Origin of the sequence: Kribbella aluminosa (assembly GCF_017876295.1) — a bacterium.
Taxonomy (GTDB): Bacteria; Actinomycetota; Actinomycetes; order Propionibacteriales; family Kribbellaceae; genus Kribbella; species Kribbella aluminosa.
In genome coordinates, this window is the sequence record NZ_JAGINT010000001.1 from 2,249,760 (window position 1) to 2,272,403 (window position 22,644).

Genomic DNA, 22,644 nt, shown 5'->3' on the forward strand with positions numbered 1-22,644 from the left:
GTGGGCAAGCTCGTGGTCGCTTGGGGTTGGGTGCGTTCGGTAGGGTCGGGCGGCATGAGCGGGTTTCCGGCTGAGGTCGAGGGGTACTACGCGGAGCTGGCCGAGCGCCGGGGGTGGGACGACGAGACGGCTGCCGCGATCCGGGCGACGGTCGAGCTGATCCGGGACCTGGACCTGGGGACGGCGCCGCGGACGTACGGGGCGGCCGTCGACGACTACGGGACCGACTGGCTGTACGAGGCCGTCTGGCACGAGGCGGAGTGGGTCGTGATCCGGCAGCTCGGCTCCGGCGAGGACGGCGAGGTGACACGCTACTGGTGGCAGCGGCTCGAGGATGACGAGGGCATGCTCACCGACCAGGCCCTCGACCGCGAGGGATGGGGGCTCCGCCCGCTGACCGACGAGGACTTCTACACCGCCTGGGACGACCCGGGCTGGTCCCTTACCGCCTGAACTCCAGTACCTCTTTGCGTACTGAATGGTCGAGATGCGAGACGGCACCGTTACCGATCGGTGATTGTGTGGCAGACTTCGAGGCGTCATGAAGCACTATCGGGTGATTATTCGCTAGGCGCGCTCAGCAAGCTGTACCTGAGCGCGCAGACCTCTCGCACCTTGCGGGAGGTTTTTTGTTTGCCTCGCCACCCCTTCCGGAAGGCCGACCCGCATGAGCATCTCGGACGAGTTCCACGTCTACGACACCACGTTGCGCGACGGCGCGCAGCAGGAGGGTCTGGCGCTGTCCGTGGCCGACAAGATCGCCATCGCGCAGCACCTGGACGAGCTCGGGGTCGGTTTCATCGAGGGTGGCTGGCCGGGCGCGGTGCCCAAGGACACCGAGTTCTTCGAGCGGGCACGGACCGAGCTGCACCTGCGGAACGCGACGTTCGCGGCCTTCGGCGCGACCCGCAAGCCGGAGACCGTCGCCGCCGACGACCAGCAGGTCGCCGCGCTCCGCGAGTCCGGCGCCGGCGTCGTCACACTCGTTGCCAAGAGCCACGATGCGCACGTCGAGCGGGCGCTGCGGACGACGCTCGACGAGAACCTGCGGATGGTCGCCGACACGGTCCGGCACCTGCGCGACAACGGGCAGCGGGTCTTCCTCGACACCGAGCACTTCTTCGACGGCTACCGGGCGAACCGGGCGTACGCGCTGGAAGTGGTACGAGTGGCCGCCGAGGCCGGGGCGGACGTGGTGGCCCTGTGCGACACCAACGGCGGCACCCTGCCCCGGGAGTTGCAGGACGTCGTCCACGACGTACTCGAATCGACCGGGGCCAGGCTCGGCATCCACTGTCACAACGACGCCGGCTGCGCGGTGGCGAACTCGATCGCCGCCGTCGAAGCCGGCGTCACGCATGTCCAGGGCACGATCAACGGGTACGGCGAGCGCACCGGCAACGCCGACCTGGTCGCGATCGTCGCCAACCTCGAGCTCAAGCGCGGGATGGAGCTGCTGCCCGCGGGCAGCCTGGCCGACTCGTTCCGGATCGCGCACGCGATCGCCGAGGTGACGAACGTGCCGCCGTCGAACCGGGCGCCGTACGTCGGGCTCTCGGCGTTCGCCCACAAGGCCGGGCTGCACGCCAGCGCGATCAAGGTGGACCCGGATCTCTACCAGCACACGGATCCGGCGCGGGTCGGCAACGACATGCGGATGCTGGTGTCGGAGATGGCCGGCCGGGCGAGTGTCGAGCTGAAGGGCCGCGAGCTCGGGTTCGACCTGAGCAACGAGCGGGAGCTGGTCAGCCGGGTCACCGATCGGGTGAAGGAACTGGAGGCGCGCGGGTACACCTTCGAGGCCGCCGACGCGTCGTTCTCGCTGCTGCTCACCGAGGAGGTCGACGGCAGGCGGCCGAGCTACTTCGACGTCGAGTCGTGGCGGGTGATCACCGAGTCGCGGGCCGATGGTGAGGCGGTGTCGGAGTCCACGGTGAAGCTGGTCGCGGCGGGGGAGCGGGAGATCGTCACCGGTGAGGGCAACGGCCCGGTGAACGCGCTCGACCACGCGTTGCGGACCGCGATCGAGCGGGCGTACCCAGCGGTGAACAAGTTCGAGCTGGTCGACTACAAGGTCCGCATCCTCGACCAGGGGCACGGGACCGACGCGGTGATCAGAGTCCTGATCGAGACCGCGGACGGCGAGGGCTCGTGGGTGACGGTCGGCGTCGGGCACAACATCGTCGAGGCGTCCTGGGAGGCGCTGGTCGACGGGTTCACCTTCGGTCTGCTGCGCCACAAGGAGGTCGCGCGATGAGCCTGCTGGCCGTCGAACGGACGCTCACGGTCTACACGGCACGCGTCGTCGAGGTCGATGGCCTGCTCGCGCGGGTCGCCGTACTGCTGAATCCGTACGACGTCCGGGAACTGGAGTTGTCGCTCGATCGGGGCGAGCTGCGGATCGTCGTCGAGGGCAACGGCTTCGACGCCGGGCGAGTGGCCGCCCGGCTGGACAAGGTGATCGGGGTGCTGGAGGTAGCCGTCAGCTCCAACTGATCAGTCTGGACTGGACAGTTTGGCCTGTCTAATTTAGTGTTGACGAGGTGATTACTCCGTCGGCGACACAAGCTGCTGCTGAGGTGCGGGTGGTCTTCGGCCGGGTCAAGCGCCGGCTGAAGGAACTCGCCGAGACCGACGATCTGACACCGTCCCAGTCGTCGATGCTGAGCCGGCTGGACAAGGACGGGCCGGCGACGGCGAGCCAGTTGGCGGCGGCCGAGCGGATTCGGCCGCAGTCGGTGGCGGCGATCCTGACCGCGCTGCGCGACGCCGACCTGATCCAGCGGCACCCTGATCCGGCGGACGGCCGGCGGCAGGTCGTGTCGCTGACGACCGCGGGCCGGCATCGGCTGCAGGGTGACCGCAAGGTGCGCCAGGAGTGGCTGGCACAGACGTTGCAGGAGCACTGCACGGAGGCCGAGCGGCAGACCATCATCAAGGCGCTCGCGCTGCTGGATCACGCGATCGAGGCGGCGACCGACCGATGACTTCCGGACCGGCGACGTTCGATCGCCGGCTGATCGCCCCGATGCTGGTCGGGTCGGTGCTGAACCCGATCAACTCGTCGATGCTGGCGGTCGCGCTGATCCCGATCGGCGCCGCGTTCGGCGTACCGCCGTCGCAGACCGCCTGGCTGGTCACCGGCCTGTACCTCGCGACCGCCGTCGGCCAGCCCGTGATGGGCCGGCTGGTCGACATCTTCGGCCCGCGCCCGCTGTACCTGATCGCCACCTCGCTGGTCGGCGTCGCGGGACTGCTCGGCGCGCTGTCCCCGAACCTCGGCGTGCTGATCGCCTCCCGCGTCCTGCTCGGCTTCGGTACGTCGGCGGCGTACCCGGCGGCGATGTCCCTGATCCGGACCGAGGCCGACCGGACCGGGATGGCGACGCCCGCGGTCATCCTCAGCAGCCTGTCGATCGCGAACCAGGTGATCGCGGTGATCGGCCCGACGCTGGGCGGCCTGCTGATCGGGTTCGGTGGCTGGCACCTGATCTTCACGATCAACGTGCCGCTGTCGCTGATCTGCGTGGTGCTCGGCGCGCTCTGGCTGCCGCGGACCGCTCGCTCGCGGACTGCCGGGCGGCTCGACTACGCCGGCGTCGTGTTGTTCGCGGCCACGCTGGTCTCGTTGATGCTGTTCCTGATGCGACCGGCCGTCTCCCGCTGGTACCTGCTGGTGCTCGCGCTCGCTCTGGGCGTGGCGTTCGTGATCGCGCAGCTGCGGGTGATGGCGCCGTTCATCGATCTGCGGGTGCTGGGCGGCAATCGTCCGCTGATCATGACGTACCTGCGCCAGGTGCTCGCGTTCGTCGGCGCGTACTCGTTCCTGTACGGCTTCACCCAGTGGCTGGAGGAGGCGCGCGGGCTGAACGCGTCAAGGGCGGGACTGCTCCTGTTGCCCTTGTCGCTGGCGGCGGTGGTGGTCACCGCGATCACCGGACGGCGGGCGGCGATCCGCGGCAAACTCGTTGCCGGCGGCGCCTTTCTGCTGGTGGCCGCGGCGGCTCAGCTGTTCGTCGGCCCGAGTACGCCGATCTGGATCCTGGCGGTCGTCGGCGTGGTCGCCGGCGTACCGCAGGGCCTGAACAACCTGGCCAACCAGACCGCGCTGTACCAGCAGGCCGATCCGGCCCGGATCGGCTCGTCCGCGGGGCTGCTGCGGACCTGCGTGTACGTCGGTGCGCTGATCTCGGCGGCCGCCAACGCCCACTTCTTCCAGTACGGCGCGACCACGGCCGGTCTGCACGAGATGGCGGTCTTCCTGCTCGTCATCGCCGGCCTGCTGATGCTGGTGACCCTCCTGCAACTCCCTGAATAGAGAGGTCCTGCTGTGCCTGTCACAACTCTTGACCCGAAGACGGCGCTGGTCGTCATCGATCTGCAGAACGCCGTCGCCGCCCTTCCGGGTGAGCCGCACGCGACGTCCGACGTGATCTCCCGGACGGTCGAGCTCGCCGACGCGTTCCGCAAGCGCAACCTGCTGGTGGTGCTGGTCCGGGTGAGCATCGCCGCCGACGGTGCCGACTGGGTCCCGGGCCGCACCGAGCAGGCTCCGCGGTCCGCTCGCCCGGCGCCGCCGCCGGGTGCCGACCAGATCATCGAGCAGCTGGCCGGTCATGCCGAGGACATCGTCGTCACCAAGCGAAACTGGGGTGCGTTCCACGGCACCGACCTCGACGTCCACCTGCGCCGCCGCGGCATCACCCAGATCGTGCTGACCGGTATCGCGACCAGCATCGGCGTCGAGTCGACCGCGCGGGCCGCGCTCGAGCACGGCTACCACGTCACACTGGCCACCGACGCGATGACCGACATGTCCGCCGAGGCCCACGAAAACTCCCTGACCCGCATCTTCCCCCGCCTCGGCGAGACCGGAACCACCGCGGAGATCCTCGCCCTGCTCGGATAAAGTTTGGTTAGGAAGGTTTACTAACAGTCGCTCCGGCGTTAGCTTGGCTGTCTCCGCCCCAGCTCAGGAGGCAGCCATGCGACTGCAACGCCCACTCCTACTCACCCTCGCCCTCACGCTGATCGCCGCGTTCCTGGCCGGTCAGCCCAGCACCGCGGCGCCGCCGGCGTTCAAGCATCCCGGCGTACTCGTCGATCAGGCGCAGCTGGACTTCGTCCGGCAACAGCTCCAGAAGGGCGCCCAGCCCCAGACGGCGGCGTACGACGCAATGAAGGCCAGCACGTACGCCGCCTTGTCGTACACGCCGAAGCCGCGCGCGATCGTTGAGTGCGGTTCGAGCTCGAACCCGAACAACGGGTGCTCCGACGAGCGCAACGACGCGCTCGCGGCGTACACGCACGCACTGATGTGGTACTTCACCCGCGACGACCGGTACGCCAGGAAGTCGATCCAGATCATGGACGCGTGGTCCGCCGTACTGAAGGACCACACCAACACCAACGCGCCGCTGCAGACCGGATGGTCCGGCGCCTCGTTCTCGCGGTCCGGTGAGCTGATCAAGCACACGTACGGCGGTCCGTGGGCGCAGCGCGGCCGCTTCGAGAAGATGCTCCGCGACGTGTACCTGCCCGAGGTACGTAACGGCGCCGGGTGCAAGAACGGCAACTGGGAACTGATCATGACCGACGCGGCGATCGGGATCGCGGTGTTCCTCGACGACCATGCCGCCTTCGACAAGGCGCTGAGCATCTGGCGCGGGCGGCTGCCCGGGTACGTGTACGAGAGCAGCGACGGCGCGTACCCGAAGGCGCCGTCGACCTGCCCCAAGAACACCCGGCAGGAGATCGTCGACTATTGGCAGGGCCAATCAACCTTCACGAACGGCCTCGCCCAGGAGACCTGCCGCGACTTCGGCCACACCGGCTGGGGCCTCACCGCCGCCACCCACGTCGCCGAGACCGCGTACCACCAAGGTGTCGACCTGTACGCCGAGGCCGGCAACCGCCTGACCGACGGCTTCTCCTTCCACACCCGTCTGGAGAACGGCGCCGCCGTACCCAAGAACCTCTGCGGCGGCACCGTGAAGAAGGGCCTCGGCGCGGTCACCGAGATCGTCTACAACCACTACCACAACCGCCTCGGCCAGCAGATGCCCGCGACCCTGACCTACACCGAGTCCAAACGCCCGGCGGGCGCCGACTACTTCTACGCCTGGGAAACCCTCACCCACGCAAACAATCCGCGCTGACGAGAAGGCCCGCGGGAGCGTCTCCCGCGGGCCTTCGTCCTACTTGCAGGATGTCGTAGCTGTTGGCCAACGTGGCGGTCGGGTGGATCTGCGTCGTGGTCTTCACCTTGTTCGACGGGTCGTTCGGCGTCTGGTGGTACCAGGTCGCCGGCTTGGCCAGCTTGAAGGCGAAGTAGGCCGACCCGGCGTCGACGACCGTCCTGGTCTCCGCGATCCGGGACCTCCGGCTCGCGCCGGACGCCTCGCTGTCCGAGACCGAGATCGCGGACCGCCTCGAAGTGTCGCGGACCCCGGTCCGGGAGGCGATCGCCCGCCTCGTCGACGCGGGACTCGTGCACGTCGTGCCGCAGGTCGGCACCCGCGTCGGACTGATCCGGCTACCCGAGGTGGAGGAGGCGCGGTTCGTCCGCGAGAGCCTGGAGACCTCGGCGTTCGACGCGGCCTGCGGTACGGCGAACCTGGACGTCGGTGCACTGCGTGAGCTGCTCGACGTACAGGAGCGGAGCTGCCGGGTTGAGGACTACGACGCGTTCTTCGAGGCCGACGAGGCGTTGCACAGCGAGATCTTCGCTTTGAGCGGCTATCCCGGAGCGTGGCAGGCGGTGCAGCGGATGAAGCTGCAGCTGGACCGGTTGCGGCGGCTCGCGCAGCCGGACGCGGCCAGCATCCGCGACGTGATCGGCGAGCACCGGCTGGTCGTCGACGCGCTCGAAGCGCGGGACGTCGACGGCGGTCGTGTGCTGGTCAGTCGCCATGCCCGGCGGGCGCACGATCTGGCGCCGGCCCTGCAGGCGCAGTACCCGGACTACTTCGTCGAATGACGATCCGGATCTCCCTCGGGCACATCGACACCTACGACGCGCGGGTCGCGACGTTCGCACACCAGCTCGGGCTCAGCGGCGTACAGCTGCACACCCCGGACCTGCTGCCCGGCGTCGACGGCTTCTGGAGCCTGCCGGAGTTGCGGGCGCTGCGGGAGCGCTGCGACGCCGACGGGCTCGCGATCGACGGTCTGGAGAACGCACCGCTCGCGCACTTCTGGAAGATCCAGCGCGGGCTGCCGGGGCGCGATGGCCGGGGAGGACAGCATCGACGAGGTCATCGATCTGCTCGGGCCTGCGATCTGGTACGTCCACTTCCGGGACGTCCGGGGGACGGTGCCGCGATTCAGTGAGTGCTTCCTCGGCGAGGGGAACTTCAACCCGGCGCGGGTGATCCGCCGGCTGGCGGCGTCCGGGTTCGACGGGTTCCTGATCGACGACCACGTACCGGCGATGATCGACGACCTCGACACCTGGGGCGACATCTCCTCCGAGGCGTACTGCAGCCGCGGCCGCGCCCACGCGATCGGCTACCTGCAGGGCGTCCTCAACGGCATCGGCTAGCGGCAACCACGACAGTGGGCGGAAGGCCCGCGGAGCGGCGAGTTGCACCGCGGGCCTTCCTGATCGGTCAGTCCCAGCTCAGGCCGCTGGAGGACTGGTACTCGATCACGCGGGTCTCGAAGAAGTTCTTCTCCTTCTTCAGATCCATCACCTCTGACATCCAGCCGAAGGGGTTCCGCGTTTCACCGAAGATCGGATCGAGACCAATCTGTTCCGCACGGCGGTCGGTGATGAAGTGCATGTACTGCTCGCACAGCTCCGCGGTCAGCCCGAGCATCCCGTTCGGCATCGTGGCGCGGCCGTACGCGACCTCCAGCTCGCACGCCTCGGTCAGCATCTGCCGGACCTCGGCCTGGAACTCGCTGGTCCACAGGTGCGGGTTCTCCTGCTTGATCTGGTTGATGCAGTCGATGCCGAAGTTCAGGTGGATCGACTCGTCGCGCAGGATGTACTGGTACTGCTCGGCGATACCGACCATCTTGTTCCGCCGGCCGAGCGACAGGATCTGCGCGAACCCGGTATAGAACCACATCCCCTCGAACACCACGTAGAACGCGATCAGGTCGCGCAGGAACGCGGTGTCGGCCTCCGGCGTACCGGTCCGGAAGTCCGGGTCCTCCAGGTGCTGGGTGTACTTCAGCGCCCAGGCGTCCTTGTCGGAGATCGACGGGACCTCGCGGTACATGTTGAACAGCTCGCCCTCGTCCAGACCGAGCGAGGTGCAGATGTACTGGAACGTGTGCGTGTGCACCGCCTCCTCGAACGCCTGGCGGAGCAGGTACTGCCGGCACTCGGGGTTGCTCAGCTGGCGGTAGACCGCGAGAACTATGTTGTTCGCGACCAGGGACTCCGCGGTGGCGAAGAACCCGAGGTTGCGCTTGAGCATCTGCCGCTCGTCGTCCGTCAGGCCGTCCTTGGCCCCTGATGGACGCCGCCAGAGGGAGATGTCGGCCTGCATGGACACCTCTGTCGGCATCCAGTGGTTGTTGCACCCGGCAAGGTACTTCTCCCAGGCCCACGTGTACTTGAGTGGCAGCAGCTGGTTGACGTCCGCGCGCGAGTTGATCATCGCCTTGTCGGCGACCTGCACGCGGTCCGCTCCGATTGAGATGATGCTCACTGGCAAGCCTCGCAGTCGGGATCGTCGATGGAGCACACCGCTCCGGTGGGTTCGGGAAGCGGAAGGTCCGCCGGCATCGGCGGCGCCGGGACGGTTATGGCTACGGCGTTCAGCCGGCCGTCGGTTCCCTTCAGCGTGGACTTCTCCACGTGAGTAGCTGACTGGGAACGCAGGTAATAAGTCGTCTTGAGTCCGTACCGCCACGCCGACCGGTACAGCTCGTCGAGCGCGCGCCCGGACGGCTTCGCCATGTACAGGTTGAGCGACTGCGCCTGGTCGATCCACTTCTGCCGCCGCGACGCCGCCTTCACCAGCCACAGCGGCGCGATCTCGAACGCGGTCGCGTACAGCTCCCGCAGGTCGGCCGGAACCCGCTCGATACCGGCCAGGATCCCGTCGTGGTACTTCAGGTCCGACACCATCACCTGGTCCCACAGCCCGCGGGCCTTGAGGTCCGTGACCAGGTACGGGTTGGCGACGGTGAACTCGCCGGACATGTTCGACTTCACGAACAGGTTGCTGTACGTCGGCTCGATCGACTGGCTCACGCCGCAGATGTTCGAGATCGTCGCGGTCGGCGCGATCGCCATCACGTTCGAGTTCCGCATGCCGTCGCGGAGCACCTTCTGCCGCAGGGCGTCCCAGTCCAGCCGCGTGCTCTCGTCGACGACGACGTCGCCGTTGCGGGCGGCCTGCAGGTTGGCGAGCGAGTCGATCGGCAGCACCCCCTGGCTCCACAGGGATCCGTCGTACGACGAGTACCGGCCGCGCTCGGCGGCGAGAACGCTGGACGCCTCGATCGCGTGGTAGCTGATCTGCTCCATCGAGCTGTCCGCGAACTCGACCGCGGCGTCGGAGGAGTACGGGATGCGGAGCCTGAACAACGCGTCCGCGAACCCCATCAGGCCGAGCCCGACCGGGCGGTGCCGCTGGTTCGCGCGCTCGGACTCCGGGGTGGTGTAGAAGTTCACGTCGATGACGTTGTCGAGCATCCGGACCGCGGTCTTCACCGTGTCCCGGAGCAGGTCGGCGTCGAGCCCGTCGGCGGTCAGGTGCGCGACCAGGTTGACCGAGCCGAGGTTGCAGACCGCGGTCTCGTCGACGGTGGTGTTCAGCGTGATCTCGGTGCACAGGTTCGACGAGTGCACGACACCGTCGTGCTGCTGCGGCGACCGCAGGTTGCAGGCGTCCTTGAACGTGATCCACGGGTGCCCGGTCTCGAACAGCACCGTCAGCATCCGCCGCCACAGGTCGACGGCCTTGACCCGCTTGAACACCCGGATCTCACCACGATCCGCAGCAGCCTCGTACTCGGCGTACGCCGCCGCGAACGCCTCGCCGTACAGATCATGCAGCTCAGGCACCTCGTTCGGCGAGAACAACGTCCAGTCCCCACCGGCCTCGACCCGCTGCAGGAACAGGTCTGGCACCCAGTTCGCGGTGTTCATGTCATGCGTCCGCCGCCGCTCGTCCCCGGTGTTCTTCCGCAGATCAAGAAACTCCTCGACATCGATATGCCAGGTCTCCAGATACGCACACACCGCGCCCTTCCTGCGGCCCCCTTGATTCACTGCGACCGCGGTGTCATTCGCGACTTTCAGGAAGGGGACGACGCCTTGGGACTCCCCGTTGGTGCCGCGGATCTTGGCGCCGACGCCGCGGACCGGGGTCCAGTCGTTGCCGAGGCCGCCGGAGTACTTGGCGAGCAGGGCGTTGTTGCGAATGCCGCTGAAGATGCCGGACAGGTCGTCCTCGACCGTGGTCAGGAAGCACGATGACAGCTGCGGGCGGGTGGTGCCGGAGTTGAACAGCGTGGGAGTCGAGGACATGAACCGGAACGAGCTGAGCAGTTGGTAGAACTCGATCGCTCGTGCCTCGCGGTCGTCCTCGCGGAGTGCCATGCCCATCGCGACGCGGAGGAAGAACGCCTGCGGCAGCTCGTAGCGCACCTTGTCGAGATGCAGCAGGTAGCGGTCGTACAGCGTCTGCAGGCTGAGGAAGGTGAAGTTCAGATCGGCGTCGGGGTTGATCGCGGCGGCAAGCCGGTCGAGGTCGAAGGTGCCGAGCTCGGGGTCGAGCTGTCCGGCTTCGATACCGACCTGGACGTAGCGCGGGAAGTAGTCGACGTACGCCGCGGTCATGTCGGCCTGGCTGGCCTGCCGGGGCTCGCCGTGAACCCGGCCGAGCGCCTCGCGGCGGATCTGGTCCAGCAGCAGGCGGGACGCGGCGAAGCTGTACTGCGGCTCGGTCTCGACGTACGACCGGGCGGCCATCACCAGCGCGAGCTCGACCTCGTGCTGGGCGATGCCGTCGTAGCAGGCGCCGAGCGTCTCGTTCAGGATCAGTTCGGGGTCGACGGCGTCCAGGCCGGCGGCAGCCTCGGCGACCACGATGCGGAGCCGGTCGACGTCCAGCGGGGGCCGGCTGCCGTCGGCCGCGCGGACGGTCAGCGCCGGCTTCTCGGTGATGCCGGACGGGTCGGCGGGGGTGCGGGCCTTGGTCCGCTCCTCGCGGTACAGCACGTAGGCACGGGCGACCTGGTGCTCGCCGGCGCGCATCAGCGCCAGCTCGACCTGGTCCTGGATGTCCTCGACCTGCACGCTGCGGCGAGGCTGTGCTGTGTTGTGCTGGCCGCGGCTCGTGAGGGTGGTAACGACCCGGCCGGTCAGGTCGGTCACCAGGTCGCGGACCCGATGGGTGGAGCCGGCGTCGGGGCCCTCGACGGCGAGGAACGCCTTGGTCACGGCGACGGAGATCTTGGTGGCGTCGAACGGAGTACTGCTGCCGTCGCGGCGGACGACGGTCAGCTCGACCGCCTGACCGGTTGCCGCGGGGGATGAGGAAGCAATGGTCACAGGTGTGCGCTCCAGAGGAGTTCGGAGACCCGGGACCACGCGAGTGGGCGCACGACGGGACCGGCAGCACCGGCCGGGAACGCTGCCGTCACGCCGTGCGACCCACCCGCGAGGTCTCGGACCGCGTGCACCGGCGGTACACGCACCGGTGGCAAGCATCCGGACTCGCCGGCACCATATCTTGTGGTGTGGGCCACTCTGAACCACCAGTAGTAGTGATGCTAGGCGGAGAGATCTAGATCTTGTGGTAGCGCAACGCCGCGTGTCGCACATCTTGTGTCCTCACGCCGCGACCGCGTAGAGATCCTGGAGCGTCATGATCTCCGAACCGTGGTGGATCAGCTCCCGGTTGAGGCGCAGGACGACGTGGCCGAAGGGTTCGGAGGCGTCGAGCTCGTTCGCCTGGCTCAGGCCGACGGTCATCGCTTCGCTTTCATCCAGCTCCGCGATCGCCTCCTGCCAGGCCTCGACCCAGTAGGTCAGCCAGGCGACCGCGTCCTGCGCGTTGCCGTGCAGCGTGATGTCCGTGCGGCCCTGCCGGCTCGCCCCGAACGTCCACTCCCAGCGCTCGAAGAACATCTCGGTCAGATGTGCGATCAGCCACGCGATCGTCCGCGGGCCGCGATGGTCGGGCTCGTCCGGCCACTGGGCGACCCATTCGCCGGACCCGAGCGGCCGGTACCGCCCGGAGTGGTGCCGGCGGACGACGGTGAGCGCCTCGCTGCTCGGTCGCCAGAAGTACTGCTCGTCGGTCAGTTGAGCGAGGCGGCCGGACAGCACCATCCAGCTGAAGCCCAGCTGGCCGCGGACCATCGCCATCGCCGAAGGCCGGTGCAGGATGTCCCAGTCGAACGCCGCCATCTCAACTCTCCCCGGTATGATCGAACACGTGTTCGAATTCTTGCTCGATCTCCGGCGGAAAGTCAAACGGCTAGTGTGTCGGTCCTGGCCTCGGCGGGACCGGTCTGCTAGGCCGCTCGATCCGGGTGTCCGCGGCCGGGCTCGCGAACCGGCGTTCCAGCAACGTGAAGGCGTCGATCAGCTCCGGCGCCTCGTAGACCCGGTTGCGCCGGCCGTCGGTGAGCTCCCGCAGTACGCCGGCCTCGACCAGGCGGGCGAGGCCTTGGTTCGCGGCCTGCTGGGAGCGGTCGATCAGCTGCGCCGCGGCCGCGAGCGTCAGCACCGGCGCGGCCGGCAGCGCCTCGATCAGGAGCTCGGCCGCGGATCCGGCGCGCAGCGGGGCGGCCCGTTCCCGCCAGTCGGACTTCAAGTCCGCCGCGGTCCGCTCGAAGCGGGCGGCCTCGGCCGTCGCGTGCGTGCAGGCGGTCGCGAACATCCGCAGCCAGGGATTCGCTGCCGCGCGGGCCTTCGCGGTGGTGGCGCGTCCGACGTACCGGAAGGCCGTCAGCGCGTCGACGTACGCCGTCGCATGCGTGGCGAGTGCGAGCGAGACCGGCGGGACGGTCCGGGTGATCAGCCCGTCGGCGCGCAGGATCAGGTGGATCAGCGCGCGCCCGGTCCGTCCGTTGCCGTCGGCGAACGGGTGGATCGTCTCGAACTGCGCGTGTGCGATCGCGGTCTTCGCCAGCACCGGAAGCCGCGACTCGCGGACGAACGTCATCAGGTCGGCGAGCAGTTCCGGGACCAGTTGCGCCGGCGGCGGGACGTAGTACGCCTCGGCGGGGGAACGGCCGCCGATCCAGTTCTGCAGGTAGCGGATCTCGCCGCCGTACTCCGGGTTCGGCGACTGCGCCATCAGCAGGCGGTGCGCCTCCAGCAGATGGTCGACCTCGAGCTTGTCGCCGGGCTGTACGCGCTCGGTCACCCAGGTCATCGCGTCGACCGCGCCGAGCACTTCCTCGGCCGTCACGTCGCGGGTCCGGTCCCGCAGTACGTCGGCCTTCAGCAGCCGGCGCGCGCCGACGACGAGGCCCTCGATGTGCGACGAGCCGACCGCCTCGGCCCGCAGCAGCAACCGCGCCAGCGCCTCGCTGTCGGTCAGTACGGCGGCGGTCGCGTCCAGACGGGCGAGATCGCCGGCGGCGTCCTCGAGCAGCGCGAGCACGTCGTCGGGCAGGTCGAAGCCGCGCCCGGTCAGCGGGTCGGGCAGATACAGCTCGTACGACCCGCCGAGGCGCTCCGCCCGGGTGAACCCGTCGGGGTGCCCGGGCCAGCGGTGCAACTCGACCCTCGCCATACCCTTATTCAAGCTTATCCACAAACCTTGAACAAGGGTTGTGGATAAGTGGCCCGAAGGGCGGGCAGACTGCTGGTTGTGACTCTGGACGCGCAGACGCAGCAGATGGTGGCCGCCAACGAGGCCGACTGGGACGCCCGGGCGCCGCTGCACGCGGCGAGCACGTTCTACGACCGGCCCGCCGAGTACTGGTTCGCCGACTACGAGTGGGCGGATCTCGGTCCGCTCGACGGTCGCGACGTACTGCATCTGCAGTGTCATCTCGGCACGGAGACGATCGAGTTCGCGCGGCGCGGCGCGCGAACCAGCGGCCTCGACCTGTCGGAGAAGTCGCTGGAGGCGGCGCGCCGGATCGCCGCCGATGCCGGGGCGGACGTCGAGTACCTGCATGCCGACGTGTACGACGCGGTGCGGGCGGTCGAGGGTCGGCAGTTCGACATCGTCTACACCGGGAAGGGCGCGCTGTGTTATCTCCCGGACCTCGAGCAGTGGGCGGACGTCGTACGCCAACTGCTCAAGCCCGGTGGTGTCCTCTACATCGTCGAGTTCCACCCGCTCCTCAACGCGCTTCGCGAGGTTTCGTTGCCCGGTGAGAGCGACGACCTCGTGCTCCGCGCCGACTACCTCGAGGGCCGCGGCGCGATCGCGCACGACTCCACCGTCACCTACACCGGCGACGAAGTCCCCGGCCGCCAGACCAGCTACGAATGGCGCCACGGCCTCGGCGAGATCGTCACCACCCTCGCATCGGCCGGCTTCCGGATCACCACCGTGCGCGAATCCGACGTACTCCCATGGCCCCGCTGGCCGCACATGCACCAAACCCCCGAAGGCTGGTGGCGCCTCCCCGACGACGCCCCCCGCATCCCTTTGCTCTTCGCCCTGAAGGCCACCCGATGACGCGTGCCGGGCGCTGGGTCTGGGGGCGGAGGTGGCGTCGGTGCTCGAGTTGCCGTTCGCGGACAGCAGTTTCGATGCGGGCTGGACGATGAGCACGCTGCTGCACGTGGCCGACGAGGACCTCGACCAAGCACTGCGAGAGATCGTGCGCGTTCTCCAGCCCGGCGCCCCGGTCGCGATCGGGCTGTGGGGTGATGGGCGGTGGTTCGGGTCAGCGTTTCCGAGGGCCGCGGAAGGCTACGTAGATGAGGGCGACGCCGAAGGCGGCGATGATCGGGCCGACGGTGGCCCAGAGAGTTTGGCCGGTCATCGAGCTGCCCTTGAGATAGCCGAGGCCTTGCAGGGTCCAGACGCTGCCGACCGCGATCAGCAGTGCGGCGAAGGCGATGGCGACGATCTTTCCCATACCAAGGAGATTAGCGCTTGCGGCGGTGCCGCGTTGGACGGCAGCGAGGTCGATCGAAACGAGAGAGGGTCGGCCGGCTCTCCGGTTCGATGTGTGGCTGATCCGGCGACCCTCGACCGACGGTGCTGGTGGTTTCGCGCAGGGAGGACCTCTCCCGTGAGGTTCTCGGGTGAGAGGCACAGGAGACAGGCAATACCAGGTGCCAACCCACCACAACCTGTCTCACGACCCCGAACCGGGACAACCATCACTCACACACCGGACAGAAGAGCCGGTTCACCTCGCACATTGTCTGTTGACCTCTCGCATGCCGGGGGAGAACCGGCCGTGTCAGGGGTGAACCCCTGACACGGAGACCCTCAGCCCGGGCGGTTGGTTCAGAACGAACCGTCCCGGCTAGCTGCGGCTGAGGAGTTGGTCGCAGAGGGCGGCGAGTTGGCGGCGGAGGGGGCGGGCGCGGTCGGCGAAGGTGCGTTGGGCGGCTGTGTACTGCGCTTTGCCGTCGGGGGTTTCGATCCGGACGGGGGAGTAGCCGAGCGCGGCCAGGTCGTACGGTGAGGCGCGCATGTCGAGGGTGCGGATGTCGCGGGCGAGTTCGAAGCACGACAGGACCAGCGAGCTGGGCGTGAACGGCATCAGTTTGGTCGCCCATTTGTAGAGGTCCATGTTCGCGTGCAGGCAGCCGCCTTGTTCCAGGACGGGCTGGGACTCGCGGGTCGGCTGCAGGACGTTGAGCGGCCGCGCGGGGGTGGTGAAGAACCGGAACGCGTCGAAGTGCGAGCAGCCGATCCGGTGCGACTCGACCACCTGATCGGTGCCCTCGGCCCCCAATCGCAGCGGCCAGGCGGTATGCCGCACTTCGGGCGTCCGGTACACCATCGCCCACTCGTGCAGCCCGAAACACCCGAACTGGGGCTGGCGGTCCAGGGTCGACGACAGCAACGCGCGGATCCAGGTGATGCTGTCGGTACGGCGCTCAACCTCGGCCGGATCGAGCACCGCCGCACCGTCGACGACGACGTACCCGCGCCGCTCCCCGTAGACAGCAGCATCTTCCAGCCGCACACCCGGCCCCGGATGCCACACCCGCAACTGATTCGGACGCGTGGGGTAATAGGTGAAGAGGAAATCCTCGACGGGATGTGGTTCGCGGCGCTTTCGCCGTTCCAGGTGACCGGCCAGCAGTACGTCGACCCGCCGGGCGTGGGTTTCGGCGTACGACGTCCACTGGGCAGAAGTCAGCGTGGTCATAGGTCGAGGGCGAACGCGTACAGGTCCACACCCGGGATCGGGGCCCAGTCGCGTTCCGGGAGGCGGGTGAAGCCGAGGCGTTCGTACAGGCGGTGCGCGGTGGTCATGTACTGGGCGCTGCACATCACCACGCGGCGCATGCCCGCTTCGCGCGAACGGGCGATGCAGCGCTCGGTGAGAACCGTGCCGACGCCGAGGCCACGCGCACGGCCGGCCACGCCGAGCATGCGGAACTCGCCCTCGTCGTCCTGGCCGATCTCCCGGTAGACAGAACCGACCGGGCAATAAGTAACAGTCCCCAGCAAGCCTGATGAATCAGCCGCCACCCACAGCTCGGCCTTGGCGGCGCGGTCCGCGGCCGCACGGAGCGTCATCGCGTACTCACCGCGGACGAATCCGTCGTGCGAGTACGCCTCCACGGTCAGCTCGCCGACTGCGTCGTACTCCGAAGGATGGGCGAGCCGGATGTCGAAAGTCACCGGAATACTGTCTCATTCCGCCCCACCGGTAGGCTCGGCCCGTGCGTATCGCCAGATTCTCCGTGGACGACGAGCCGAAGTACGGCGTCGTCGAGACCGACGACCCCGAAGGGCTCGCCGGCACTGTCAACGTTCTCGACTCGGACCCGCTCTACCGGTCGGCCCAGTTCACCGGGGAGAAGCTGCAACTCGCGGACGTCCGGCTGCTGGCGCCGGTGATCCCGCGCAGCAAGGTGGTCTGCGTCGGCCGGAACTACGCGGCACACGCCGCCGAGCTCGGCAACGACGTACCGGAACAGCCGATGATCTTCCTGAAGCCGAACACCAGCGTGATCGGCCCGCGGGACGGCATCGTGTATCCCGAGCAGACCCACGACCTGCACTTCGAGGGCGAGCTGGCGATCGTGATCGGCCGGATCTGCCGGGACCTGCCCAAGGAGCGGGTCAACGAGGTGATCTTCGGCTACACGATCGCGAACGACGTGACCGCACGCGACCTGCAGAAGTCCGACGGGCAGTGGGCCCGGGCCAAGGGGTACGACACGTTCTGCCCGCTCGGCCCGTGGATCAGCACCGAGCTCGACGTGGCCGACCTGCGGGTCAGTACCGAACTGAACGGTGAGCCCAAGCAGGACGGGCGGACCAGTCAGTTCATCTTCGACATCCCGGAGGTGCTGGCCTACATCACCTCCTTCACCACGCTGCTGCCCGGCGACGTGGTACTCACCGGCACCCCGGCGGGGGTCGGTCCGATGCTGCCCGGCGACGAGGTCTCGGTCAGCATCGAAGGAATCGGAACTCTGACGAACAAGGTGATCGTGCGTGACTGACGACGTGCTGGGCGACCTGGAGCCGAGCAAGGTACGGGTGCGTTTCCCACCGTCGCCGACCGGTCTGCTGACCGTCGGCAACATCCGCAGCGCGCTGTTCAACTGGGCCTTCGCCCGGCACTACGGCGGCAAACTGGTGCTCCGCATCGAGGACACCGACACGGCCCGGAACACCGAGGAGGGCTACCGCTACACGTACGACGCGCTGCGCTGGCTCGGCCTGAACTGGGACGAGGGCCCCGAGGTCGGCGGCGACTTCGGGCCGTACCTGCAGTCCGAGCGGATGGACATCTACGCTGACGTCGTCGCGAAGCTGCTCGCGGCCGGCAAGGCCTACCACTGCTACTGCTCGCAGGAGGAGCTCGACCAGCGCCGCGAGGCCGCGCGCACTGCCGGTCAGCACAGCGGGTACGACGGGCACTGCCGCACTCTCACGCCCGAGCAGGTCGAGGCGTACGTCGGCGAGGGCCGGCGGCCCGTGGTGCGACTGCGGATGCCGGACCGCCCGATCGTGTTCGACGACCTGGTCCGCGGCGAGATCACGTTCCTCCCGGAGAACCTCGGCGACTACGTCCTGGTCCGGGCGAACGGTTACCCGCTGTACCCGCTGGTGAACCCGGTCGACGACGCGCTGATGGAGATCACCCACGTGCTCCGCGGCGAGGACCTGCTGCCGTCTACGCCGCGCCAGATCGCCCTCTACGAGGCGCTGGCCGAGATCGGCGTCGGCAGCGGCCGGACCCCGCGGTTCGGGCACCTGCCGTTCGTGATGGGCGAGGGCAACAAGCGGCTGTCCAAGCGGGACAAGGGCTCCGGCCTCGGCGAATACGTCGAGCGCGGCTTCCTGCCCGAGGGTCTGCTGAACTACCTGGCCCTGCTCGGCTGGTCGATCGCCGAGGACCGCGACGTGTTCACGATGGCCGAGATGGTCGAGGCGTTCGACATCCGCAAGGTGAACTCGAACTCGGCCCGTTTCGACCCGAAGAAGTGCGAGGCGATCAACGCCGCACACATGCGACTGCTCCCGCAGGAAGAGTTCGCGAAGCGGATGATCCCGTTCCTGGCGAAGGCCGGGGTGCTGCCGGAGCAGCCGTCCGACCAGCAGCTCGCCGTTCTGCGGGCCGCCGTACCGCTGGTGCAGGAGCGGATGAACACGCTGGACGAGTCGGTCGACATGCTCGGCTTCCTGTTCGTCGACGACGCGCATTTCACGGTCGACCCGGACGCCGCGGCGAAGGTGCTGACCGGTGACGCGGACGCCGTACTGGACGCCGCCGCGAAGGCGTTGTCCGACGTGGACTGGACCACCGAGGCGATCGAGGCGGCCTTGCGGGCGTCGCTGATCGAGGGGCTCGGGCTGAAGCCGAAGAACGCGTTCGGGCCGGTCCGGGTGGCGATCTCCGGCCGCCGGATCTCGCCGCCGCTGTTCGAGTCGCTGGAGCTGCTCGGCCGGGAGAAGTCCCTGCACCGGCTCGAGCAGGCGCGCCGTACGACGTCATGACGGGTACGCCGTACCAAAGGCTGCTGAAGAACGACGTGACACCGCGGGCGTACGTCGTTCTCGGCACGCTGACGATCCTGGTCGGCTGGATGGTCGGCGGCGTGCTCGTCCTCGGGATCCAGCAGGGGATCCGGAAGGACCCGCCCGGGACGCTGTCCTGGTTCGGGCTGCTGTCGACGAACCTGACGCTGATCATCCTGATCCCGCTGTCGATGCTGGTCGCCAGGCTGCTGAACCGGCAGACGCCCGGGCTGCTGTCGTCGGTGGTCGGGAAGCTCCGCTGGCGACCGCTGGCCTGGTTCTCGCTGGCGGCGATCGTGCTCGAGCTGCTGGCCTTCGCGGTCGTCCAGTTCGGCCACGTGCCGCTCGCCACCGGTGAGCGGCACGGCGGTCCGGCGGCGCCGGACGTGGTCGCGGTCATCGTGATCACGCTGCTGACGTCACCGATCCAGGCGGCAGGCGAGGAGTACTACTTCCGCGGTTACCTGCTGCAGGCGGTCGGGTCGTACTTGCGCGGCTCGATCATGGCGGTGGTCGTCACCGGTGTGCTGTTCACGCTCGCGCACGGGATCTGGCCGTGGCAGAGCCCGGCGCTGTTCGTGGACCGGCTCGCGTTCGGCCTGGTCGCCGGGTTCCTCGCGATCCGGACCGGCGGGCTCGAGTCCGGGATCGCGTCACACGCGGCGAACAACGTCGTGACGTTCGTGTTCGCCGGGCTGACGAACAGTCTCGGCGCCAGCCTCGGGGTCCACGACGCACCCTGGACGCTGGTCCTGGTCGACGTCGTGAAGTTCGTGGCGTTCGGTGCGATCGCGGTCTGGATGGCCGGCCGGATGAAGCTGCAGACAGAGTGCGAGCTGCCGCCGGCGACGCTGCCGGCGGGGGCTCCGCGACGGGTGTGACGGGAGTGACAACCCGCCGACGGAGGCCCGTTTTGGTGTCCGGTCGCATGCTCGGGTAAGCTCTCCGAGCCGGGTTGGTGAGGGCGGAAACAAACTCTTCAACTTCAGTGAAATGCCTTTGGGGTATGGGGTAATTGGCAGCCCGTCTGATTCTGGTTCAGTTAGTCCAGGTTCGAGTCCTGGTACCCCAGCGGATTGGACCGCGCCGATGAAAATCGGTAAAGTTCATCCTCGTTGCCCGAGCCGCAAGGTTCGGGCGGCACAACCTCTGGCCCCGTTGTGTAGCGGCCTAGCACGCCGCCCTCTCAAGGCGGTAGCGCGGGTTCGAATCCCGTCGGGGCTACCAGAGTGAACCGCCTCTCACCTCGCCGGTGAGGGGCGGTTTTGTTCGTCTGTGGTCGGTAACGGCTTTCCAGGTGGAGGGTGTCAGCGGCGGCTCGCCGTCAGCGTGCGGCGGGTGACCGGCTGCTCGTCGTCAGCGTGAAGCGCGCGCCTCCGTGGGGTGATCCCGTTGCCGTGAGGGTGCTGTTGTGGGCGTGGGCGATCTCGCGGGCGATGGCTAGCCCGAGTCCTGCGCCGCCGTCGTCGCGGGCACGAGCCTCATCCAAGCGGGTGAACCGCTCGAACACCCGCTCGCGATCCGCCGGCTCGATCCCAGCGCCGTCGTCGTCGACGTGAAGTACGACCTGATCGGGTTGGTCCTCGATGCGTACGGAGATCGCGGTGTGGGTGTAGCGGATCGCGTTGTCGATCAGGTTGCGTACGAGGCGGTCGAGCTGCCGCGGGTCGCCGCTGACGACGGCGGATTCGGGGGAGTCGAAGGTGATACCGGGGCCTTCGTCCACGCGGCGGGCGAGTTGCCGTCGGACGAGTTCGGCGAGGTCAACGGCTTTGTGGGGCGTGAGGTCGTCGGCGTCGAGCCGGGCCATCAGGAGCAGGTCGTCAGCGAGCTGCTGCAGCCGCCGGATCTCGTCGACCGCGGCCGCGTTCACCTGCGGCCAGTCCGCGCGGGTGGGGTGCTCGCCGGCGACTTCGAGGGTGGTGCGCAGTGCGGCGATCGGGCTGCGCAGCTCGTGCGCCGCGTCGGCGACGAAACCACGCTGCTGTTGGGCGGCGGCTTCCAGGCGGGCGAGCGTGTCGTTCAAGGTCGTCGCCAGGCGGGCCACGACGTCGCCGGTCGCCGGGACCGGAAGGCGGTCGTGCAGATTGCGCTGGCTGATCGCGGCCGCCCGCGCTCGCATCCGCTCCACCGGCCGGAGCGCAGCCCGGGTACCGAAGTATGCGCCGATCATGATCAGCAGCACCGCGACCGGGAGGGTCCGTTCGAGCACCCGATCGACACCGGCTGCGGCATCCTCGGCCTCGAAGGGCAGTACGAAGACTGAAACATGGCCTCCGGTGGACTTGGTGCCTTGTTTGAACCAATCCTGGGCGAGGGCCTCGCGGCTCACCCACAGGCGTCGGCCGACCATGCGCTTGGCGGTGTCGCAGTACGGGGGCGGCTGTGAGGCTGCACAGCGTCCCTGGAGGCCGGTATTGACGGTCACGAACATGCTGCCGGACGCCTGGTCGCTCGTCGGGGCGAGGGCGTGTGGTCTGAACGGGAGGAGAGCGGGGCCGGATTCGAGCAGGTGGCCGCTGTCGTCGGTGATTTCGTATGCGGCGTCGACGGGCTGAAAAGTCAGGCTCCGCTGTGGTGTCGGGGTTTCGTAGGTTCTCATCTCGGAGATCAGGAGCGCGCGATCCTGGTCGGCCTTGCGTTCGATGGCGCCGTAGCGCGAGGTGTAGATCTGGTGATGCACCCACGTCCCGAAACCGACCGCCAGCACCGCGGCAACCAACCCGGCGACCAGCCCTGCCCGAGCAGCTGTGGACAACCGCAGCCGGCGCCCGAGGCGCGGGCGGGGGTCAGGCATCGTTGGTGCCGGTGAGGCGGTAGCCCATACCGCGGACGGTTTGCAGGGTGCGGCGGTCGAACGGGTGATCGATCTTGCGGCGCAGCGAGCTGATATGGACCTCGACGACGTTCACGTCTCCGTCGTAGTGGGCGTCCCAGACCTGCTCGAGGATCTCGCGCTTGGTGACGACCACGTCGTGGCGGCGGGCCAGGCACTCCAGGATCGCGAACTCGCGCGCGGTCAACTCGATCGGCTGCTGACCACGGCGACACGTCCGCGCCGCTGGGTCGATGACCAGGTCACCGACCTCCAGCTCGACGCGGACCGCGCCGCTACGCCGCAACAGCGCCCGGATCCGCGCCACCAGTACGACGTACGAGAACGGCTTGGTGAGGTAGTCGTCGGCTCCGGTGTCCAGTCCTTCGGCCTGGTCGTACTCGCCGTCCTTCGCGGTCAGCATCATGATCGGTGTGCTGTCGCCTGAGCGGCGCAGGCTTTCGCAGACCCGGTAGCCGTTCAGCCCCGGCAGCATCACATCGAGGAGGATCGCGGCGTAGTCGTGCTCCTCCGCGGCCCACAGCGCCTCGGGTCCGCTGTGGACGACGTCGACGGTGAATCCGTGCGACTCCAGTCCCCACTTCAGCGCGGCAACGAGCTGCCGCTCGTCCTCAACCACCAGTAGCCGCACTTCTCAAGCATCACACACCCTGTGCGTCAACCTGAAGAAGCCTTCAGCTTGCTTCAGGCCCCCTTTGGCGCGCC

23 protein-coding genes, 2 tRNA genes and 1 pseudogene are annotated in these 22,644 nt (G+C 68.4%); 17 read left to right on the forward strand and 9 right to left on the reverse strand.

Annotated features, from left to right (window positions below):
- Positions 1–54: 54 nt before the first annotated feature.
- The 10 genes from JOF29_RS10925 to JOF29_RS10970 all read left to right on the forward strand — a co-directional run bounded on the left by JOF29_RS10925 (position 55) and on the right by JOF29_RS10970 (position 7,543).
- On the forward strand, positions 55–453 hold the full coding sequence (locus JOF29_RS10925; RefSeq protein ID WP_209694090.1) for a hypothetical protein: 399 nt from the start codon (positions 55–57) through the stop codon (positions 451–453).
- Positions 454–667: 214 nt separating this feature from the next.
- Positions 668–2,257 (forward strand): citramalate synthase, encoded by a 1,590-nt coding sequence (cimA, locus tag JOF29_RS10930; protein WP_209694091.1) that lies wholly within the window; start codon positions 668–670, stop codon positions 2,255–2,257.
- Complete coding sequence (locus tag JOF29_RS10935) at positions 2,254–2,496, forward strand: hypothetical protein (protein ID WP_209694092.1); 243 nt, start codon at positions 2,254–2,256, stop codon at positions 2,494–2,496. Before cimA ends, JOF29_RS10935 begins: the two co-directional genes overlap by 4 nt.
- 47 nt (positions 2,497–2,543) lie before the next feature.
- Positions 2,544–2,987: a MarR family winged helix-turn-helix transcriptional regulator gene (locus tag JOF29_RS10940; protein ID WP_209694093.1), complete on the forward strand. Its 444-nt coding sequence runs from the start codon at positions 2,544–2,546 to the stop codon at positions 2,985–2,987.
- Entirely contained in the window at positions 2,984–4,318 is a 1,335-nt protein-coding gene (locus JOF29_RS10945; RefSeq protein WP_209694094.1) for an MFS transporter, read from the forward strand. The genes JOF29_RS10940 and JOF29_RS10945 overlap by 4 nt, the downstream gene beginning before the upstream one ends.
- Positions 4,319–4,330: 12 nt before the next feature.
- Positions 4,331–4,909, forward strand: a complete 579-nt coding sequence (locus JOF29_RS10950) for an isochorismatase family protein (protein ID WP_209694095.1) — start codon at positions 4,331–4,333, stop codon at positions 4,907–4,909.
- A 76-nt stretch (positions 4,910–4,985) separates the two neighbouring features.
- Positions 4,986–6,158 carry an alginate lyase family protein gene (locus JOF29_RS10955; RefSeq protein WP_209694096.1) on the forward strand — a complete coding sequence of 391 codons (1,173 nt, stop codon included), beginning with the start codon at positions 4,986–4,988 and terminating at the stop codon, positions 6,156–6,158.
- 212 nt (positions 6,159–6,370) lie between these two features.
- On the forward strand, positions 6,371–6,979 hold the full coding sequence (locus JOF29_RS10960; RefSeq protein ID WP_307863553.1) for a GntR family transcriptional regulator: 609 nt from the start codon (positions 6,371–6,373) through the stop codon (positions 6,977–6,979).
- Positions 6,976–7,332, forward strand: coding sequence for a hypothetical protein (locus JOF29_RS10965; protein ID WP_209696259.1), 357 nt, complete (start codon positions 6,976–6,978; stop codon positions 7,330–7,332). Before JOF29_RS10960 ends, JOF29_RS10965 begins: the two co-directional genes overlap by 4 nt.
- Complete coding sequence (locus tag JOF29_RS10970; protein ID WP_209694098.1) at positions 7,229–7,543, forward strand: mannonate dehydratase; 315 nt, start codon at positions 7,229–7,231, stop codon at positions 7,541–7,543. The genes JOF29_RS10965 and JOF29_RS10970 overlap by 104 nt, the downstream gene beginning before the upstream one ends.
- A 67-nt stretch (positions 7,544–7,610) precedes the next feature.
- Here JOF29_RS10970 and JOF29_RS10975 read toward each other — a convergent pair whose 3' ends face one another.
- The 4 genes from JOF29_RS10975 to JOF29_RS10990 all read right to left on the reverse strand — a co-directional run bounded on the left by JOF29_RS10975 (position 7,611) and on the right by JOF29_RS10990 (position 13,715).
- Complete coding sequence (locus tag JOF29_RS10975; protein ID WP_307863254.1) at positions 7,611–8,663, reverse strand: ribonucleotide-diphosphate reductase subunit beta; 1,053 nt, start codon at positions 8,661–8,663, stop codon at positions 7,611–7,613.
- Entirely contained in the window at positions 8,660–11,518 is a 2,859-nt protein-coding gene (locus tag JOF29_RS10980) for a ribonucleoside-diphosphate reductase subunit alpha (protein WP_209694099.1), read from the reverse strand. The genes JOF29_RS10975 and JOF29_RS10980 overlap by 4 nt, the downstream gene beginning before the upstream one ends.
- A 282-nt stretch (positions 11,519–11,800) precedes the next feature.
- The gene (locus tag JOF29_RS10985) at positions 11,801–12,379 is read right to left on the reverse strand and encodes a DinB family protein (protein ID WP_209694100.1); all 579 of its coding nucleotides are present in this window, start codon (positions 12,377–12,379) and stop codon (positions 11,801–11,803) included.
- A 70-nt stretch (positions 12,380–12,449) separates the two neighbouring features.
- The gene (locus JOF29_RS10990; RefSeq protein ID WP_245357540.1) at positions 12,450–13,715 is read right to left on the reverse strand and encodes a Fic family protein; all 1,266 of its coding nucleotides are present in this window, start codon (positions 13,713–13,715) and stop codon (positions 12,450–12,452) included.
- A 78-nt stretch (positions 13,716–13,793) separates the two neighbouring features.
- On the opposite strand from JOF29_RS10990, the gene JOF29_RS10995 reads away from it, so the two are divergent.
- Both JOF29_RS10995 and JOF29_RS45905 read left to right on the forward strand, forming a co-directional pair.
- Positions 13,794–14,615 (forward strand): class I SAM-dependent methyltransferase, encoded by an 822-nt coding sequence (locus JOF29_RS10995; RefSeq protein ID WP_209694101.1) that lies wholly within the window; start codon positions 13,794–13,796, stop codon positions 14,613–14,615.
- A gap of 31 nt (positions 14,616–14,646) precedes the next feature.
- Positions 14,647–14,778: pseudogene (locus tag JOF29_RS45905) on the forward strand (class I SAM-dependent methyltransferase); the annotation flags it as partial.
- Positions 14,779–14,826: 48 nt separating this feature from the next.
- On the opposite strand, the gene JOF29_RS11005 reads toward JOF29_RS45905, so the two are convergent.
- From JOF29_RS11005 to JOF29_RS11015, 3 genes are all read right to left on the reverse strand, one after another.
- Positions 14,827–15,021: a hypothetical protein gene (locus JOF29_RS11005; RefSeq protein ID WP_209694102.1), complete on the reverse strand. Its 195-nt coding sequence runs from the start codon at positions 15,019–15,021 to the stop codon at positions 14,827–14,829.
- A gap of 396 nt (positions 15,022–15,417) precedes the next feature.
- The gene (locus tag JOF29_RS11010; RefSeq protein ID WP_209694103.1) at positions 15,418–16,272 is read right to left on the reverse strand and encodes a 3-methyladenine DNA glycosylase; all 855 of its coding nucleotides are present in this window, start codon (positions 16,270–16,272) and stop codon (positions 15,418–15,420) included.
- Positions 16,269–16,751: a GNAT family N-acetyltransferase gene (locus JOF29_RS11015; RefSeq protein WP_209694104.1), complete on the reverse strand. Its 483-nt coding sequence runs from the start codon at positions 16,749–16,751 to the stop codon at positions 16,269–16,271. The genes JOF29_RS11010 and JOF29_RS11015 overlap by 4 nt, the downstream gene beginning before the upstream one ends.
- A 41-nt stretch (positions 16,752–16,792) precedes the next feature.
- Between JOF29_RS11015 and JOF29_RS11020 the strand changes: the two genes are divergently transcribed.
- From JOF29_RS11020 to JOF29_RS11040, 5 genes are all read left to right on the forward strand, one after another.
- On the forward strand, positions 16,793–17,581 hold the full coding sequence (locus tag JOF29_RS11020; RefSeq protein ID WP_209694105.1) for a fumarylacetoacetate hydrolase family protein: 789 nt from the start codon (positions 16,793–16,795) through the stop codon (positions 17,579–17,581).
- Positions 17,574–19,082: a glutamate--tRNA ligase gene (gltX, locus tag JOF29_RS11025; RefSeq protein WP_307863255.1), complete on the forward strand. Its 1,509-nt coding sequence runs from the start codon at positions 17,574–17,576 to the stop codon at positions 19,080–19,082. Before JOF29_RS11020 ends, gltX begins: the two co-directional genes overlap by 8 nt.
- On the forward strand, positions 19,079–19,984 hold the full coding sequence (locus JOF29_RS11030) for a CPBP family intramembrane glutamic endopeptidase (protein WP_209694106.1): 906 nt from the start codon (positions 19,079–19,081) through the stop codon (positions 19,982–19,984). The genes gltX and JOF29_RS11030 overlap by 4 nt, the downstream gene beginning before the upstream one ends.
- Positions 19,985–20,103: 119 nt before the next feature.
- Positions 20,104–20,175, forward strand: a tRNA-Gln gene (locus JOF29_RS11035).
- 79 nt (positions 20,176–20,254) lie between these two features.
- Positions 20,255–20,330 (forward strand) — tRNA-Glu (locus JOF29_RS11040).
- A 97-nt stretch (positions 20,331–20,427) separates the two neighbouring features.
- Here JOF29_RS11040 and JOF29_RS11045 read toward each other — a convergent pair.
- Positions 20,428–21,900 (reverse strand): sensor histidine kinase, encoded by a 1,473-nt coding sequence (locus JOF29_RS11045; RefSeq protein ID WP_209694107.1) that lies wholly within the window; start codon positions 21,898–21,900, stop codon positions 20,428–20,430.
- The gene (locus JOF29_RS11050) at positions 21,893–22,570 is read right to left on the reverse strand and encodes a response regulator transcription factor (RefSeq protein WP_209694108.1); all 678 of its coding nucleotides are present in this window, start codon (positions 22,568–22,570) and stop codon (positions 21,893–21,895) included. The genes JOF29_RS11045 and JOF29_RS11050 overlap by 8 nt, the downstream gene beginning before the upstream one ends.
- Positions 22,571–22,644: the final 74 nt, after the last annotated feature.

What these genes read in the sequence shown, in the direction of transcription:
- JOF29_RS11005 (WP_209694102.1), bottom strand. Translation starts at nt 15,021, where the DNA reads ATGGGAAAGATCGTCGCCATCGCCTTCGCCGCACTGCTGATCGCGGTC.
- JOF29_RS10965 (WP_209696259.1), top strand. Translation starts at nt 6,976, where the DNA reads ATGACGATCCGGATCTCCCTCGGGCACATCGACACCTACGACGCGCGG.
- JOF29_RS10955 (WP_209694096.1), top strand. Translation starts at nt 4,986, where the DNA reads ATGCGACTGCAACGCCCACTCCTACTCACCCTCGCCCTCACGCTGATC.
- JOF29_RS10970 (WP_209694098.1), top strand. Translation starts at nt 7,229, where the DNA reads ATGGCCGGGGAGGACAGCATCGACGAGGTCATCGATCTGCTCGGGCCT.
- JOF29_RS10945 (WP_209694094.1), top strand. Translation starts at nt 2,984, where the DNA reads ATGACTTCCGGACCGGCGACGTTCGATCGCCGGCTGATCGCCCCGATG.
- JOF29_RS10925 (WP_209694090.1), top strand. Translation starts at nt 55, where the DNA reads ATGAGCGGGTTTCCGGCTGAGGTCGAGGGGTACTACGCGGAGCTGGCC.
- cimA (WP_209694091.1), top strand. Translation starts at nt 668, where the DNA reads ATGAGCATCTCGGACGAGTTCCACGTCTACGACACCACGTTGCGCGAC.
- JOF29_RS11045 (WP_209694107.1), bottom strand. Translation starts at nt 21,900, where the DNA reads ATGCCTGACCCCCGCCCGCGCCTCGGGCGCCGGCTGCGGTTGTCCACA.
- JOF29_RS11030 (WP_209694106.1), top strand. Translation starts at nt 19,079, where the DNA reads ATGACGGGTACGCCGTACCAAAGGCTGCTGAAGAACGACGTGACACCG.
- JOF29_RS11010 (WP_209694103.1), bottom strand. Translation starts at nt 16,272, where the DNA reads ATGACCACGCTGACTTCTGCCCAGTGGACGTCGTACGCCGAAACCCAC.
- JOF29_RS10990 (WP_245357540.1), bottom strand. Translation starts at nt 13,715, where the DNA reads ATGGCGAGGGTCGAGTTGCACCGCTGGCCCGGGCACCCCGACGGGTTC.
- JOF29_RS10985 (WP_209694100.1), bottom strand. Translation starts at nt 12,379, where the DNA reads ATGGCGGCGTTCGACTGGGACATCCTGCACCGGCCTTCGGCGATGGCG.
- JOF29_RS10935 (WP_209694092.1), top strand. Translation starts at nt 2,254, where the DNA reads ATGAGCCTGCTGGCCGTCGAACGGACGCTCACGGTCTACACGGCACGC.